This window comes from Novosphingobium decolorationis, assembly GCF_018417475.1.
Classification (GTDB): domain Bacteria; phylum Pseudomonadota; class Alphaproteobacteria; order Sphingomonadales; family Sphingomonadaceae; genus Novosphingobium; species Novosphingobium decolorationis.
In genome coordinates, this window is the sequence record NZ_CP054856.1 from 2,961,452 (window position 1) to 2,976,852 (window position 15,401).

Sequence of the window (15,401 nt, forward strand, 5' to 3'; positions counted from 1 at the left end):
TCGACCCATGTGGTATTTTGCCTGGATCCTGGGTGTGGGCCTTGCCGTCAGCTTCGGCGTCATCAACGGCGTGTGGCACGAGTTCCACTCCGACCCGTCCGAGGACCGTACCGTCCTCGACTGAGCGCGGGTTTGCCTGACCAGAACGCCGCCTGTGTCCCGAGGGATGCAGGCGGCGTTTTCGTGTGGGAGGAGGACGTCTTTTTCCAAGGGGCCATCGCCCCTTGACCCCATACCGGGCGACCTCACCATATTCGGCCACGGCGGCGCGTGGGAGGTGAGGTAGACGGTATGGGGAGCCCGAGGGCGATGGCCCTCGGAATCCTGTCCTGGTCGTCCTGCCCTGTTCGCCAAGCTGGCAGATACAAAGATCCCGGCCGAGGCCGGGATCATGTTCTCTCAGGTAACGCGCCTCAGTGCGTGGCGGCCGTTTCCGCCCGCGCCTTGCGCCACCTCTGGAAGGTCTTTTCCGAGATGCCGCCGACCTCGCGGCAGCTTTCGACCACGCCCTTGCCCTGCGCGATGAGGGCGAGGATCGCCTGGCACCTGGCCTCCTTGTCGGGGATCGCGCTCACAGGACGCCGCCGGACTTCAGCAGCATGTAGATGGCGACGACGAAGATGAGGACGGCAAAGACCGTGGTGAGCAGGCCCTGGCCGGAGAGGCGCCGGGCGGTCCAGGTGCCGCCAAAGCCGCCGAGTACGCCCCCTGCGATGAGAACGGCGGCCAGCATCCAGTCGACGAGGCCCGAGAGCGCGTAGTTGGCCGCGGTGGTGAGGCCAAAGGCGGTTACCGCGACGAGGCTGGTGCCCACCGCGTTGATCATCGGCATCGAGGTCGAGGCGATCAGGCCGGGCACGATGAGGAAGCCTCCACCGATCCCGAAGAAGCCCGAGAAGGCTCCGGTGCCAAGTCCGAAGCCCAGCACCTTGGGGGCGTTCTCGCGATTGCACTGCGCGCCGGGGATGCCCATGTTGCGCCGTCCCCGGATCATCAGGCCGCCCACCACCATCATCACGAGCGCGAAGAGGAAGAGCAGTTTCTGCCCGTCGATGGCCTTGCCCAGGGTCGAGCCGAGGAAGGCGCCGAAGATCCCGGCAAAGGCGTACATCCCCCCGCAGCGCCACTTCACGTTGCCCGAGCGCGCGTGCTGGATGAGCCCGGTTGCCGCGTTGATCGCCACGGCAAAGGCGCTTGTCCCGATGGCGACGTGGGGGCTGGGCACGCCGACAAGATAGACCATCAGCGGCACGGCCAGGATCGAGCCGCCCCCACCGACAAGGCCCAGGGTGAAGCCCACGAGAACGCCCGAGAAGGCGCCGAGGAGCAGGTAGGCGAGGTCGATGTGGGAGGCGTCGGGCATGGCAGTGGACCGGTTCAGCTGGGGGAGGGATCAGGCGTTCAGAGCAGCGGGGCGGGCGGCACCAGCCACTCGCGTCCCTTGAGCATGCCGTGCCAGTAGATCGGGGGCAGGGCGTCGGCCTTGAGGTGCCAGGCCACGCGCGAGGGCCTGGTCCCGTCGATCAGCCACCTGGGCAGAGAGGGGGCGAGCTTGCCGCCGTAGGTGAACTCGGCCAGGACGATGTGGCCGCGATCGACCGTCAGCGGGCACGAGCCATAGCCATCGTAGGCCGCGACCGGGTCCTTGCCGTCGAGGGCTGCGAGCACGTTGACGGCAACCACGGGCGCCTGCTTGCGCGCGGCCGCGGCGGTCTTGGCGTTGGGGGTGCTGCACCCATCGCCCAGCGCGAAGACATTGGGCCAGCCCAGCGACTGGAGCGTCACCTGGTCGACCTCGGCGTAGCCGGCTGCATCGGCAAGCGGGCTGTTCGCGATGATCGGGTTGCCCTCCTGCGGGGGGACGGCGTGGAGCATGTCGAAGCTGCGGGTGATCTCGCCCGTTTCGGTGCGGAACGTCGCTTCGCGCGCAGGGCCGTCGACCGCGACGAGGGTGGAGCCGAACTTCAGGCCGATGCCGTAGCGCTCGACCGTCTCCATGAGCGCGGGCACGTAGTCGGGCACGCCGAACAGGACGCCGCCTGCGTTGTGGAACTCGACCTCGATATCGCCCAGGACGCCGCGCTCCTCCCACTCGCTGCACGAGAGGTACATGGCCTTTTGCGGCGCGCCCGCGCACTTGATCGGCATCGGCGGCTGGCTGAACAGCGCGCGGCGCGGGCCGGGCGTGCGGGCCAGTTTCTGGACCATCTGCCAGGTGTAGGGGGCAAGGTCGTAGCGGTAGTTGGAGGTCACACCGTTCTGGCCGAGCGCGGCCTCCAGTCCCTCGATGCTGTCCCAGGCGAGGCGGTTACCCAGCGCGACGACAAGCACGTCGTAGGTGACGGCTGCGCCACCTTCCAGCTCGACGGTGTTGCTGTCGGGCGCGAAGCCGCTGACCGCCGCGCGGATCCAGCTTGCGCCCTTGGGTAGGACCTCGCGGGTCTTGCGCACGGTGTCGGGCTGCTGGAAGACGCCGCCGCCGACCATGGTGAAGCCGGGCTGGTAGAAGTGGTCCTCGCTGGGCTCGACGATGGCGACATCGAGCGCGGGGCTGCGCTTGAGGAGCGAGGCCGCCGCCGCGATCCCCGCCGAGCCGCCGCCCACGATCACCACCTTGTGGTGGAGCGCGCGTCCGTTCGTGGCCCCATTGGCTGCAGACCGGCTGCGCGCGGCGCAGGCGACCTTCTCGGAGCGGTTTCCGGTGCGGCAGAAGGCGAGGGTCGGGCCGGGATTTTCCGCGAGGATCTTCGCGAATGCCTCGGCCTGGTCCTCGGGCGCGATCTTGCCGCCGACGGGCAGGTAGAAGGGCGCGATACCCCGCGCCCGCGCGGCCTGCGCAAGCTCCTCGAAGTTCGGCTGGCCGGGCTCTTCGTTGTCGGGGCGGTTGCAGATCAGCGTGGTGATGCCGGCGGAGACGAGACCGTCGATGTCCTGCGGGCGAACCTGCCCGGAAACGTGGAGCTGACCTTCGATGTGCCGCGTCTGCATGCGCGCTTCTCCTGGAATATGCGTACTTCTGAGGTGGGGGGGAATCAGCTGCGGCGCGTGTCGACCAGGCGGAAGGCGAGCATGCCTGCCAGCATGGCGGCGACGAAGACGCCGGCGGAGACGGGGTGGAAGACGAGCGAGGCGATCGCGGGGCCCGGGCACAGGCCGCCAAGGCCCCAGCCCACACCGAACAGCGCGGCGCCGCCGATGAGACGTGCGTCGATGAGGCGCGTGCCGGGCAGGGCGAAGTCCTCGCAGGCGAGCGGGCGGTGCATGCGGCGCTGGAGCGCCCAGGCGAGCGCCATGACGAGGACCGCGCCGCCCATCACGAAGGCGAGCGTGGGGTCCCAGTCGCCCGCAATGTCGAGGAAGCCGCGCACGCGCGCCGGGTCCATCATGCCGGAAAGGGCAAGTCCGGCGCCGAACAGCAGGCCGGAGAGAAGGGCCATGAGGTTGCGCATGTCAGATACCTCCTCCCAGAGCGTTGACCAGCGCGACGGTCACCATGCCGGTCGCGATGAAGGTGAGGGTGGCGACGATCGAGCGGGGTGAGAGGCGCGAGAGGCCGCACACGCCGTGGCCACTGGTGCAGCCACTGCCCAGCCGCGTGCCGACGCCCGTCACCAGGCCCGCGATGGCCAGGAGAAGGAGCGAGGGCGGAAACTGCGCCGGGATGCCGCCGGTCAGGGCCGCTACGGCCAGTGCGCCTGCCGGAAGTCCGGCGAGGAACAGGGCTGCAAGCGGCCAGGGCGCGCCGCCCGAAAGGCCCGCGACGCGCGCGGTCATTCCGCTGATCCCGGCGATGCGGCCGGGGCCCAGGAGCATGACGGCGCCCGCAAGGCCGATGAGGACGCCGCCGGCCAGTCCGTGAAGCGGCTGGGCATCTGGAAACGATTGCATGAACCAGTCGAACATGAGGGGGGCTTTCTGTCTTTCTGGAAAAAAGGCTGCTTTAGAGGGCGTTGACGGGAATCTTGAGGTAGCGCACGCCGTTGTCCTCGGGCTCGGGCAAGTGCCCGCCGCGCATGTTGACCTGGACCGAAGGCAGGATGAGGTTGGGCATCGAGAGCGTCGCATCCCGGCGGGTGCGCATGTCGACGAAATCGTCCTCACTCACGCCGTCGTGGACGTGGACGTTGGCGGCGCGCTGCTCGGCCACCGTGGTCTCCCAGACGAACTCCTCGCGGCCCGGTGCCTTGTAGTCGTGGCACAGGAACAGCCGGGTTTCGGGCGGGAGCGTCAGCAGGCGGCGGATCGAGCGGTAGAGCTGGCGGGCATCGCCGCCCGGAAAATCCGCGCGCGCGGTGCCGTAGTCGGGCATGAACAGCGTGTCGCCCACGAAGGCCGCATCGCCGATCACGTAGGCCATGTCGGCCGGCGTGTGGCCGGGGACATGGAGCGCGGTGCCTCTCAGCGTGCCGAGCGTGAAGGTCTCGCCATCGGCGAAGAGGTGGTCGAACTGCGAGCCGTCCCGGGCAAAGCGCGTGCCCGCGTTGAAGATCTTGCCGAAGACCTCCTGCACGCGCACGATCTCGCGTCCGATGGCGAGCTTGCCGCCCAGCTTTTCCTGGAGATAGGGCGCCGCGGAAAGGTGGTCGGCGTGGGCGTGGGTCTCGATGTGCCATGCGACTTTCAGATTTTTTGAAATCACGTAGGCAAGGACCCGGTCGGCCGAAGCGCTCGAGGTGCGACCCGAAGAGGCTTCGTAATCGAGGACCGAGTCGATGATCGCTGCTTCGCCGCTGGCCGGGTCGTGGACCACGTACGTCACGGTGAAGGTCGTTTCATCGAAAAATGCTGCAATTTCAGGTCGCTTGGCGCTGTCGCCGCGCGCCGTTTTGATCTGGGTGGCGGCCTGGCTCAGGGCCGTGTGGGGGGCTGGTGCGTCAGGCATGTCGTTCTCCAAATTTTGATTTAATGTAATTATGTAACTGTCTTGCGTCAAGAGGCATCTTGCGCTAGAACTTTTCCATGGAAGACGAGACCCGCAAACACTGTTGTCCCTTGCGTATCGGCGATGCCGTGCCCGCGTTCACCGCGCGCAGCACGCAAGGCCCTGTGGCGATGAAGGATTTTGAGGGGCGCTGGCTGGCGTTTTTCTCGCACCCGGCCGATTTCACGCCGGTATGCACGTCCGAATTCGTCGCCTTCGCGCGCGCGGCTGAACGCTTTGCCGAACTGGACTGCGCGCTGATGGCGCTTTCGGTGGACAGTCTCTACGCGCATTTCGCCTGGCTGCGGGCGATCCGTGACCATTACGAAGTCGAAGTGACCTTTCCGGTTGTCGAGGATCCCACGCTGGTGATCGGCCGCGCCTATGGTATGGTGGCGAACGACGCTCACGATGCCGGGACCGTGCGCACCGTCTTCATCATCGACCCCGCGCAGGTCGTGCGGGCCATCGTGACCTACCCGGTCGAGATCGGGCGCTCGGTGGAGGAAGTGCTGCGCATTGTCGCGGCACTGCAGGTCGCCGATGCCGGCAAGGGGCTGCCGCCGGAAGGCTGGGAGCCGGGCAAGCCGCTCTTTGCCCATCCCGAGCCGACGATGGACAGCGTGCTGTCGGCCGACAACCCGGTCGGCTGGTTTCTGAAGGAGTGTGAATGATGGCCAGTGCATCCACCCCGCCTTCGCCGTCCGGAGGGGACGGCGCCCCGATCGAGCTCATCAAGGCGATCGCGCATCCCCTGCGCTACGAGATCCTGTCCTGTGTCGCGCGCGGGGAGCGCAATGTGGGCGAGATCGAGGCCGCCACGGGGATCGGCCAGCCCACGCTCTCGCAGCAGCTCTCGGTGCTGCGCAACGCAGGGCTCGTTTCGGCGCGGCGCGAGGCCAAGCTGGTGTTCTACGCGGTCGAAGCCGAGGCGCTTGAACAGGTCTGTTCGGCTTTCCAGGCGATCTGCCCGGCCGAGTTCCAGGGACGGATCGTCGCCAAGCTGACGGGCGGTGCGGTCACCTCGGTGCAGCCTTTGCCGGCCAACACGCAGGACGGCAGCGACACGGCGGCGCTGCGGCGGCGCGGTGGGGCGGCGGTCTTTGCCAAGCTGGACTGATCGCTCGGGCACCGTGCAGCGGCCCGCAAATTGAAGCTGCGGACATAGAAAAGGCGGCTCTGCGGCCGCCCTTTCCCTCTCCGAACCGGGAAACGAAAACAGCGCCAATCGGCGCTGCCTGTCGTCCAAATCTGTATCAGCCGCCCTTGGCGTCGCTCTCGTTCGCGGCGAGGCCCGACTGCATGTAGGGAACCGGGTTCACCGCGGCACCGTCCACACGGACTTCGTAGTGCAGGTGGGGGCCAGTCGAGCGGCCGGTCGAGCCCACGAAACCGATGAGATCGCCCTTGTGGACGGTCTGGCCTTCGGCAACGTTCAGGCGCGAGAGGTGGCCGTAGCGGGTCTGCAGTTCGCCGCCGTGCTCCAGCGAGATGTAGAGGCCATACGAGCTGAACATCGAGGCGCGGCTGACGATACCGTCGGCGGGCGCGTAGACCGGGGTACCGGTCGGCGCGGCGAGGTCGATGCCCTTGTGGCCCTGGCGGCGCCCGAGAATCGGGTGGTTGCGCATGCCGTAGCTGCTGGTGGTAACCGAATGTTCGAGGGGGTTGCGCGAGGGGATCGAAACCGGGGCGATGGCGCCGACCTTGGCCGCGGGCTTGGCGGCGGCCAGGCCGGTTTCCTCGAAGTTCTGCCAGGAGCTGAACAGGGTGCGGAACTGGGCGTCTTCGTTGCCCGAGGCCGACTGGCCGGCCGACTGTGCCGCGCGCAGCGGGGCGGCGATGTCGGCAGACGCCGCGCTGGAGTTGGCCATGGCCGGATGGGCGGCGATAGCGCTGCCCGCGATCACGGCGGCACCGGCCACTGCGCGGATTTTGGCGAAGACTTTCGTTACGACCACTCGCAATACCTTGTTATCCGCCGAACCCCTTGGGGCAAGGCGCTTGAACCCTTCGACCGCGATCCTGGGATGCGGACCGTGTCGAACCTTGATTTCGGAGATGGTCGGAACCCCCCGCCGTCTCTCGAGTTTCAGTTATGACCGGGAATGTTAATCAAACAAGGGCGGCGTAGAATTCGCGCGATAAACCGGCAGCCGAGCGCGCCGAGTCGTTGAACGGTGGCTTAACGACCCCGTGGAAATGGCGGGAAACCAAGGTTTTCCAGAGAATCGCAGGCGCCGCATTTCGGCGCTTTGCCTCCGCGTCGAAATGAGTTGCGCCGTACCGGACGTGCCGGATTTCATCGTCAAGGATTCGTTGGAGGATAACGGCGCCGCGCGCATCGCCTAGGGCTTTAACCCTATCGCGGGTGCCCGGAGTCACGTCGAGCCCGCGCGCTTCGAGCACCATCGGCACCACGGCAAGACGCGCGGCGACGTCGTGGCGGGTCTCGCTTGCCGCGTCCCACAGCCCACCATGGGCGGGAAGCGCGCCGTAGTGGCTGCCCATGGTCGCGAGGTGCCGCTCGATGAGAGCGAAGTGCAGCGCTTCGTCGGCCGCGACGCCCAGGAAATCGTCGATGAACTCCCGGCTCATCTCGCCCCCGAAGCGCCCGGCCATGTCGAGCGCAAGGTCGATCGCCACGAACTCGATGTGCGCGAGCGAATGCCACAGGGCGATGCGCCCGCGCTCCGAGCCGGCCTTGCGGCGCTTGGGCATATCGCGCGGAGGGAGCAGCTCGGGATGGGCCGGGCGGCCCGGGGTATCGGGCATGGCCACGTCGAAGACCGGCGCAAGGCGGCCCTGGCGCCACTCCCGCACCAGCTTGCGGGTCGCCATGACCTTGGTGCGCGGGTGGGGCTCGAGCAGGGCTGCCCGGATCGCGCGCGCCAGCGTTGGCGGCGGGTTCGACATGTCGCAGGTCATGGCGTTCAGAGGGCCTTGGCGGCCTCCAGCACGGCCTTGGCGTGCTCCTTGACCTTCACCTTGTCCCAGACCTGGGCGATCCTGCCGTCGGCGTCGATCAGGTAGGTGGTGCGCACCATGCCCATGTAGGTGCGGCCGTAGTTCTTCTTCTCGGTCCAGATGCCCAGCGCATCGGAGAGGCCGTTCTCTTCCGCATCGGTGGCGAGAGGGGCCTTCAGGTCATGCTTGGCGATGAAGTTCTGGTGCTTCTTGGCCGAATCCTTGCTGACACCCAGCAGCGCCACGCCCGCCGCGTCGAACTCCGGCTTGAGCGCGGAAAAGTCGATGTTCTCGGTCGTGCAGCCGGGGGTGTTGTCCTTGGGGTAGAAGAACACGACGAGCTTCTGGCCCGCAAAGTCCGAGGCCTTCACGCTGCCGCCTTCGGGCGTCTCCATGGCAATGTCGGGGAAGGCGTCGCCGGGGCCGGGGCGTTCGGTCATGGTGTCTCAATCTCCAGTTCTTCGCCAAAGGCGTCGCGCCAGGCCTGGGCCACGCAGCTGCGTGCGCCCGCCAGCGCGGTTTCGAGTTCGCTCCAGTCCCCATAACCACATGCGCGCACGAGGGCCAGCCGTGCGGCGGGCACAGGCAGCTGCGAATCGGGGGCAAGCAGGCGGGCGGCGACGAGGAAGCGGGTGAGCGTGTCGTGCGCGGGGCCCAGGTCCTGCGGCAACAGGCCGTGCGTCGCGAGCGCGGCGATGGCGGCCCCGAGATCCGGGACAAGCCCGCGCCCGCTGGCAAGCTGGGCGTGGTGGACAAGGAACTCGAGGTCGACGAGCCCGCCGCGCGCGAGCTTCACATCGAGCGGGCCCTTGGCGGGTTTGTGCCCGGCCATGCGGGTGCGCATCTCCAGCACTTCGCCGCGCAGCACCTCGGGATCGCGTGGGCGGGTGAGGACGCGGGCGATCTCGTGCTCGACGGCAAGGCGCGCTTCGGGAGATCCGATGAGGACGCGCGCGCGGCACAGCGCCATGTGCTCCCAGGTCCAGGCGTCCTCGCCCTGGTACTGGCGGAAGCTTTCCAGCGAGGCGGCGGGCGGGCCCTGTTCGCCCGAGGGGCGCAGGCGCGTGTCGACTTCGTAGAGCGCGCCCTCGGCGGTGGGCACCGAGAGCGCGGCGATCGCGCGCTTGGACAGGCGGTTGTAGTAGAGCGTGGCGCCCAGCGGGCGTTCGCCGTCGCTCTCGGCCTGGAAATCGCCGGTGAAGAGGTAGATGAGGTCAAGGTCCGAGGCGTGGGTCAGGATCCCGCCGCCAAAGCGACCGAGGCCGAGCACGACCATTTCGCTCCCGGGGATTGTCCCGTGGCGCTGGGCAAACTCCTCGCTCGCCGCGCGGGTGAGGACGAGGCTGGCGGCCTCGGCGATGCGCGCGAGGCCCTGGCCGATGGCGATGGGATCGTTGACGCCTTCGATCAGCTGGACGCCAAGCCGGAAGCGCGCCTCGCTGACCCGGCGGCGCACCGTGTCGAGAATGCGCTCGTAGTCGCTGCCCGGCTCAAGGCGCGCGAAATTGGCGACGAGGCTGTCGACGTCGCCGGGAAGCTCGAAGGCGCTGGCGTCGATCAGCGGATCGAGGAGGTCTGCCCGGCGGGCAAGGGCATCGGCGAGCGGGGGGGCGAGGCTGAGAATGTTGACCAGGACGCCCAGCAGCGCGGGGCGCGCCTCCAGCAGGCGGAAGAGGTTGATGGCGCTGGGCAGGTTGCCCAGAAGCTGCTCCCAGCGCAGCACCGCGCGTTCGGGCTCGGGCGCCTGCGCCAGCGCGGCCATGAGTTCAGGGCGCATTGCCTCGAACGCGGCGCGCGCTGCGTCCGAGCGCAGGGCGCGCACCCGCCCGGAGAGCCAGCCCTCGATCCGTTCGGCCAGCGCGGCCGGATCGGCGAAGCCCAGGTCCTCCAGCTCGTCGCGAAGGCTGGCCTGGGCGGGCATGGCAACGGCCGCGTCGGCTTGGAGCGGCGTATTGGCCATGACCAGCGCGTCGTAGCGCGCGCCCACCTCCTGCGTGATCGCGGCGACTTCCTCCACCAGCGCGGCGCCATCGGCAAGGCCATCGAGCCGGGCGGCGGCGTCGAGCGCGTCGGGGTCGGTGGGCAGCGAATGCGTCTGATGGTCGCGCAGCATCTGCAGGCGGTGCTCGATGGTGCGCAGGCGGTCGTAGCTTTCGCCCAGGAGGCGCGCGTCCTCGGGCGGGACAAGGCCAGCCCCGGCGAGCGCATCGAGCGTCGCGCGCGTGCCGCGCAGGCGTAGCGCGGGCTGGCGGCCACCGTGGATCAGCTGGTGGGTCTGGGCGTAGAACTCGATCTCGCGAATGCCGCCGCGGCCTTTCTTGAGGTCGAAGCCGGGGCCGACAGCTTCTGTGCCGCGTGCGCTGGCGCGGATCTGGCGGGTGAGGCGGCCGATCTCGGCAATGGCCCCGAAGTCGAGGCTCTTGCGCCACACGAAGGGCCGGATCGCGGCGAGGAACTGCTCGCCTGCCGCGATGTCGCCCGCACAGGCGCGCGCACGGATGAAGGCGGCGCGCTCCCAGGCGAGCGCCGAGCTTTCGTAATGGGTGAGCGCGGCGTTGATCGAGATGGCAAGCGGGCTGACTTCCGAGGCCGGGCGCAGGCGCAGGTCGACGCGAAAGACATAGCCCTCGCCATCGACGTTCGAGAGCGTCTGGACGACATGGCGCGCGACGCGCTGGGCGGCCTCGCCCGGATCGTCGCGCTCGCGCCGGGGCAGGGTCTCGGGATCGAACAGCAGGATCGGGTCGATGTCCGAGCTGTAGTTCAACTCGCCCGCGCCGTGCTTGCCGAGCGCCAGGGCCAGAAATCCGCCGGGCTCGGCGTCGGGCGCGCGGCGGCGGATGCCATCGGCGATGGCGGCGTCGAGCGCGCGGTCGGCAAAGGCGGACAGCTCGCCCGTCACTTTCAGGAGCGGGAAGGCACCGGCCAGGTCGCCGATCGCCAGCGTCAGCGCGAGGGCCTGACGCTCGCGCCGCAGCGCCGCGCCCACCGAGGGCGCGCCGTCCCCGGCCGTGCGCGCCATCGCCAGCGCGGCCTCGCCATCGCCCGCAGCCAGCACGTCGGCCAGTTCGGGGCGTCGCTCGAGCAGCGTTGCAAGAAACGGTGCATGGGCACGTGCACGCGCGAGCGCGCCGCTCCAGTCCTCTCCGGTCGTCGTCGTCATGGTGCCTGTCCTGCCGTCTTGGACTGGGCCGGGCAAGCGCCTTGTTCACCGCGCGCGCCTCTGGCACCTCTGGGCCAGGGGCGCCGCCGGGGCGCCATATTGCCAATCCAGGGGACTTCCCGTGAAGAACCGCCTTCTCCTCCTTGCCGCGCTGGGCCTCTCGGCCTGCTCCTCCACGTCCTACTCCGGGCCCGACATGCCCAAGGGCACCGCGCTGCCCCCGCCCGAGCGGCCTGTCGCGGACGAGACGGCGGACGCGCTGCCGAGCAAGGCCAGGGCGATCATGGCGGAGGTGACCGCCACGCTCTCCTCCGATGCGCTGGAGGGCCGCGCGCCCAGCACCGCGATCGAGCCCAAGGTGCTCGATGCGATCATCACCCGCTTCAAGGCCGCCGGATTGCAGCCGGGCAATCACGGCGAGTGGCTGCAGGAGGTCCCCACGGTCGAGATCACCGCGACCGATCCCACCCCGATGGCGGTGACGGGCAAGGGCACCTCGCAGACCTTCGGCTACGGCGATGGCTACGTCGCGGCGAGCTACCGCGTCGTGCCCGAGACGCGCATCGCGGACAGCGAACTGGTCTTCGTGGGTTATGGCATCAACGCGCCCGAACTGGGCTGGAACGACTACGCCGGGATCGACATGAAGGGGAAGACCGCGGTCATCCTCGTCAACGATCCCGATTACGCTGCGCAAACCGAGGACGGGCTCTTCAAGGGGCGGCGCATGACCTACTACGGGCGCTGGACCTACAAGTTCGAGGAAGCGGCCCGGCAGGGCGCCGATGCCGCACTGATCGTGCATGACACCTTCCCGGCCGCCTATGGCTGGAACGTCGTCAACTCCAGCTGGACCGGCGCGCAGTATTACGTCCAGACCCCGGACGACGGGGCGAGCGCGACGAAGGCCAACGGCTGGATCCAGAAGGCGGTCGCCGAGACCTTGCTGAAGAGCGCGGGGCAGGACCTTTCGGCACTGAGCGAAGCGGCGAGGCGGCCCGGCTTCAAGCCGGTGCCGCTGGGCCTCAAGGTCCGCTTCGGGTTCGACAACACGGTGCGCAAGTCCTCCTCGCACAACGTGGTGGGCGTGCTCCCCGGCACCGAGCGCCCGGATGAATACGTGCTCTATACCGGGCACTGGGATCACCTAGGCCACTGCACGCCCGATGCGAGCGGGGACGACATCTGCAATGGCGCGGTCGATAACGCGACCGGGATTGGCGCGCTGACCGCACTGGCGAATGCCAACGTCGAGGCAGGGGCCACCGCGCGCAGTCAGGTGTTCCTCGCCGTGACGCTGGAGGAATCGGGGCTGCTGGGCTCGGAATACTATGCGGCCAACCCGGTCTTCCCGCTCGATCATACGGTGGGCGGGGTGAACATGGACGCGCTGCTGCCCGGCCCCCGTGCGCGCAGTTTTGCGATGGTGGGGGGCGACAAGTCGGACCTGACCGCGCTGTTCCGCGCAGCGCTGGCTGATGAGGGGCTGGGCGAAGTGCCCGAAGACCACTCGGAGCGGGGCAGCTACTACCGCTCGGACCACTTCTCCTTTGCCAAGCGGGGCGTGCCGATGTTCAACTTCGAGCGCAGCACCGACCTCGTCGAAGGCGGGCGTGCGGCGGGCGATGCGCTTTCCGAAGACTATGTCACCAACCGCTACCACGCCCCGTCCGACGAATATTCGGCGGACTGGAACTGGGATGGCATTGTCCAGGAGGTGTCGCTCTTCTATCGGCTCGGCCGCGATCTCGCCGATTCGGACAGTTGGCCGAACTGGCACGAGGACGATGAATTTAGGGCCGTGCGCGACAAGGCATGCGCGGCATCCCAAGGAGGCTGTTGAGTTGTCTTTCGCCCTTCCCCCCGAGTGGCACCCGCAGGACTGGATCTGGATCGGCTTCCCGCACGATCCGGTCGAATGGCCCGGCTTCCTGGAGGCTGCGCAGGAGCAGATGGCGCAGTTCGCCAGCGTCGTGGCCGAAGCGGGCCAGGAAGTGCGTCTGATCGTGCGCGACGAGGCCAACCGCGCGCGTGCGGCTTCGCTCATCTCCGACAAGGTCACGCTGGAGGTGCGCCGCTACGGCGATGTCTGGCTGCGCGATACAGGGCCTCTGGTGACGATGGACGCCAAGGGCGCGCGCAAGGCGATGCGCTTCGGCTTCAACGGCTGGGGCGGCAAGTACCTGATGGACGGCGACCAGGAAATCGGCGCCGAGCTCGCCCGTGATGCCGGACTGGCCGTCGAGACGGCGGACTGGGTCCTTGAAGGCGGCGCGCTTGACGGCGATGGCACCGGCCTTGTCGCCACGACCGAGCAGTGCCTGCTCAACCCCAACCGCAACCCGCACCTCACACGCCAGGATCTGGAACTGCGCCTGGAGCGCGATCTGGGCTACGACAAGGTGCTGTGGCTGGGCGATGGCCTCATCAACGACCACACCGACGGGCATGTCGACAACCTCGCGCGCTTCGTCGCCCCGGGCGTCCTCGCCCTGCCGCGCGCGACCGGCGTGGACGATCCCAACGCGGCGATCTACGCCGATGCCAAGGCCCGCGCCGAGGCGATGGGCGTGCGCGTGGCCGAAGTTCCCTCGCCGGGCCGTGTCGAAACGGACGGGCGGATCGAGCCCGCCAGCTACATGAACTTTGCGATCACCTCGAACCTGGTGGTCGTGCCCATTTACGGTACGAAGTACGACGAGGAAGGCGTCACCGCCATCGCCGAGCTGTTCCCCGACCGTGATACGGTCGGCGTAATGGCCGATGCGGTGCTTGCGGGCGGCGGTTCGTTCCACTGTTCGAGCCAGCAGATGCCCTCGCTTCCCAGCGGTGATTAACGCTTTTGCAAGGGCTCGGGCGCATAGCAGCGTCATGGCCCGAGTCCTTGCCCTTGCCTTCCCGTTCACGCGGCGCCCGGCCCTGCCGGTGGCGCAGGGCGTAGCGCAGGATGTGGCGCGCGGCCTGGTCGTGGCGGGCTGTGCGCTCGCGCTGATTCTCGCCGGGGTCGATCTCGGGCTCTGAGCCCGCGGCATTTTTCGGACATTTCATCGGATTGACGGGGAAGGTCTTTGCACAGGGCCTTCCGGCGCGCTGTTGGCCGCGTCTGATGCACTGCACAACCTCTCTATCGCAGTGCAGCAAGATTTCGTCGCAATCGGCTGATGCAGGCGTAACCAAGGCTTCCCACTTTCCCTCCTCGACACCACATCTGGGAGTGTGAACATGCGCCAATTCAGTGAAGCCGAAAGCGCCGCAGGGCGCGAAGCGCTCGTCGGCAACTTTCTCCTGTTCCTGTTCGGGTGCGGGGTACTGGCCTTCTTCGTCTCGGTGGACCGGGTCGACTGGCTGCGCATCCGTCCGGCCAGCGGCAGTTCAGCTGCCATGGCGCAGGCCGGTGCCAAGCCTGCATCCGTGCCCCTGATCGAACGCGCCGAACCGCGCAAAGGAGACGTCCGAAACCCATGATCGTTACTTCGGCCCCCCGTCCGGCCCGCATCATCCGCGAAGTCTGGAAGCCGCTGGCCGTCCTGTTCGTGTGGGACGTGATCGTCACGTTCACCTACTACGTCCTGCCTTTCGACGCTCCCGAGCTGCCGGTGACGCTGTTTGGTTCCGCGCTCGCGCTGTTCCTGGGCTTTCGCAGCAACTCGGCCTACAACCGCTGGTGGGAAGGCCGCCAGCTCTGGGGCCTGATGATCAACGCGAGCCGCAACATCGCGCGCGGGGCCCGCAACTTCCTGCCCGACCCGGAAGGGGAGGATTACAAGCGGCGTATTGTCCTGCGCCAGATTGCCTATGTTCACGCGCTGCGCTGCCAGCTGAGGCGCCAGAAGCCCGACGAAGAAGTGATCCGCCTCCTTCCCCGGCACGAGGCGGACCTAGCGCTCCAGCGCACCAACGTCGCCAACGGCATTCTCGATGGCACTGGTCAGCGCATCGACGAGGCGCGCCGCAAGGGCTGGATCGACACCATCCAGCAGGCCCAGATGGAGGCAGTTCTGGTCGACATCGCCAATTCGCAAGGGGGCATGGAGCGCCTCAAGAACACGCCGCTGCCCCACCAGTACCGCTGGCTGCCCACGGTCTTCACGCATATGTTCTGCGTGCTGCTCCCCATCGGGCTGGTCGAGACGCTGCAGTTTGCAACGCCGCTCGGCTCCACGCTGGCGGGCGCAATGTTCCTTGCCGTCCTCACCATCGGCGATGAACTGGTGGATCCCTTTGCCAACGACGTCCACGACCTGCCGCTCAACCAGATGTGCCGCACGATCGAGATCGACCTCCTGCAGTGCATCGGCGAGGAGGCGCCCGAGCCGCTCAAGCCGGGGAAGGACGGCGTGCTCTGGTAAG

General features: G+C 68.1%; 18 protein-coding genes. 8 read left to right on the top strand and 10 right to left on the bottom strand.

Annotated elements, in window-relative coordinates; all coding sequences use genetic code 11:
• The first annotated feature begins 7 nt into the window (after positions 1-7).
• Positions 8-124 (top strand): cytochrome bd-I oxidase subunit CydX, encoded by a 117-nt coding sequence (cydX, locus tag HT578_RS13870; RefSeq protein ID WP_039389664.1) that lies wholly within the window; start codon positions 8-10, stop codon positions 122-124.
• Between the two features lie 289 nt (positions 125-413).
• On the opposite strand, the gene HT578_RS13875 is transcribed toward cydX, so the two are convergent.
• The 6 genes from HT578_RS13875 to HT578_RS13900 are packed head-to-tail and all read right to left on the bottom strand — an operon-like array spanning position 414 to position 4,882.
• Positions 414-575 carry a helix-turn-helix domain-containing protein gene (locus HT578_RS13875; RefSeq protein ID WP_144400865.1) on the bottom strand — a complete coding sequence of 54 codons (162 nt, stop codon included), beginning with the start codon at positions 573-575 and terminating at the stop codon, positions 414-416.
• Positions 572-1,363: a sulfite exporter TauE/SafE family protein gene (locus HT578_RS13880; protein ID WP_213500105.1), complete on the bottom strand. Its 792-nt coding sequence runs from the start codon at positions 1,361-1,363 to the stop codon at positions 572-574. The genes HT578_RS13875 and HT578_RS13880 overlap by 4 nt, the downstream gene beginning before the upstream one ends.
• A gap of 38 nt (positions 1,364-1,401) precedes the next feature.
• A complete protein-coding gene (locus tag HT578_RS13885) occupies positions 1,402-2,988 on the bottom strand; it encodes a bifunctional protein tyrosine phosphatase family protein/NAD(P)/FAD-dependent oxidoreductase (RefSeq protein ID WP_213500108.1) in 1,587 nt (528 codons plus the stop codon).
• 44 nt (positions 2,989-3,032) lie between these two features.
• Positions 3,033-3,449 (bottom strand): DUF6691 family protein, encoded by a 417-nt coding sequence (locus HT578_RS13890; protein ID WP_213500110.1) that lies wholly within the window; start codon positions 3,447-3,449, stop codon positions 3,033-3,035.
• Between the two features lies 1 nt (position 3,450).
• Complete coding sequence (locus tag HT578_RS13895; RefSeq protein WP_213500111.1) at positions 3,451-3,888, bottom strand: YeeE/YedE family protein; 438 nt, start codon at positions 3,886-3,888, stop codon at positions 3,451-3,453.
• A 52-nt stretch (positions 3,889-3,940) separates the two neighbouring features.
• Positions 3,941-4,882, bottom strand: a complete 942-nt coding sequence (locus HT578_RS13900) for an MBL fold metallo-hydrolase (RefSeq protein WP_213500112.1) — start codon at positions 4,880-4,882, stop codon at positions 3,941-3,943.
• Positions 4,883-4,959: 77 nt separating this feature from the next.
• Between HT578_RS13900 and HT578_RS13905 the strand changes: the two genes are divergently transcribed.
• Positions 4,960-5,595: a peroxiredoxin gene (locus HT578_RS13905; RefSeq protein WP_039389658.1), complete on the top strand. Its 636-nt coding sequence runs from the start codon at positions 4,960-4,962 to the stop codon at positions 5,593-5,595.
• Positions 5,592-6,041, top strand: coding sequence for an ArsR/SmtB family transcription factor (locus HT578_RS13910; RefSeq protein ID WP_338422138.1), 450 nt, complete (start codon positions 5,592-5,594; stop codon positions 6,039-6,041). The genes HT578_RS13905 and HT578_RS13910 overlap by 4 nt, the downstream gene beginning before the upstream one ends.
• Positions 6,042-6,177: 136 nt before the next feature.
• Here the strand turns inward: HT578_RS13910 and HT578_RS13915 are convergent, their stop codons facing one another.
• From HT578_RS13915 to HT578_RS13930, 4 genes are all read right to left on the bottom strand, one after another.
• A complete protein-coding gene (locus HT578_RS13915; RefSeq protein ID WP_039389656.1) occupies positions 6,178-6,882 on the bottom strand; it encodes a M23 family metallopeptidase in 705 nt (234 codons plus the stop codon).
• 154 nt (positions 6,883-7,036) lie between these two features.
• Positions 7,037-7,849: a ferritin-like domain-containing protein gene (locus HT578_RS13920; protein ID WP_239026293.1), complete on the bottom strand. Its 813-nt coding sequence runs from the start codon at positions 7,847-7,849 to the stop codon at positions 7,037-7,039.
• A gap of 5 nt (positions 7,850-7,854) precedes the next feature.
• Positions 7,855-8,328 carry a peroxiredoxin gene (locus tag HT578_RS13925; protein WP_213500113.1) on the bottom strand — a complete coding sequence of 158 codons (474 nt, stop codon included), beginning with the start codon at positions 8,326-8,328 and terminating at the stop codon, positions 7,855-7,857.
• Complete coding sequence (locus tag HT578_RS13930) at positions 8,325-11,051, bottom strand: bifunctional [glutamine synthetase] adenylyltransferase/[glutamine synthetase]-adenylyl-L-tyrosine phosphorylase (protein ID WP_213500114.1); 2,727 nt, start codon at positions 11,049-11,051, stop codon at positions 8,325-8,327. Before HT578_RS13930 ends, HT578_RS13925 begins: the two co-directional genes overlap by 4 nt.
• Before the next feature lie 121 nt (positions 11,052-11,172).
• Here HT578_RS13930 and HT578_RS13935 point away from each other — a divergent pair, with 121 nt between their 5' ends.
• From HT578_RS13935 to HT578_RS13955, 5 genes are all read left to right on the top strand, one after another.
• Positions 11,173-12,894 (top strand): M28 family metallopeptidase, encoded by a 1,722-nt coding sequence (locus tag HT578_RS13935; protein WP_239026294.1) that lies wholly within the window; start codon positions 11,173-11,175, stop codon positions 12,892-12,894.
• Position 12,895: 1 nt separating this feature from the next.
• Positions 12,896-13,888 (top strand): agmatine deiminase family protein, encoded by a 993-nt coding sequence (locus HT578_RS13940; protein ID WP_239026295.1) that lies wholly within the window; start codon positions 12,896-12,898, stop codon positions 13,886-13,888.
• A 34-nt stretch (positions 13,889-13,922) separates the two neighbouring features.
• Positions 13,923-14,072: a hypothetical protein gene (locus HT578_RS13945; protein ID WP_159108025.1), complete on the top strand. Its 150-nt coding sequence runs from the start codon at positions 13,923-13,925 to the stop codon at positions 14,070-14,072.
• 201 nt (positions 14,073-14,273) lie between these two features.
• The gene (locus HT578_RS13950; RefSeq protein ID WP_213500116.1) at positions 14,274-14,516 is read left to right on the top strand and encodes a hypothetical protein; all 243 of its coding nucleotides are present in this window, start codon (positions 14,274-14,276) and stop codon (positions 14,514-14,516) included.
• The gene (locus HT578_RS13955; RefSeq protein WP_213500118.1) at positions 14,513-15,400 is read left to right on the top strand and encodes a bestrophin family protein; all 888 of its coding nucleotides are present in this window, start codon (positions 14,513-14,515) and stop codon (positions 15,398-15,400) included. Before HT578_RS13950 ends, HT578_RS13955 begins: the two co-directional genes overlap by 4 nt.
• Position 15,401: the final 1 nt, after the last annotated feature.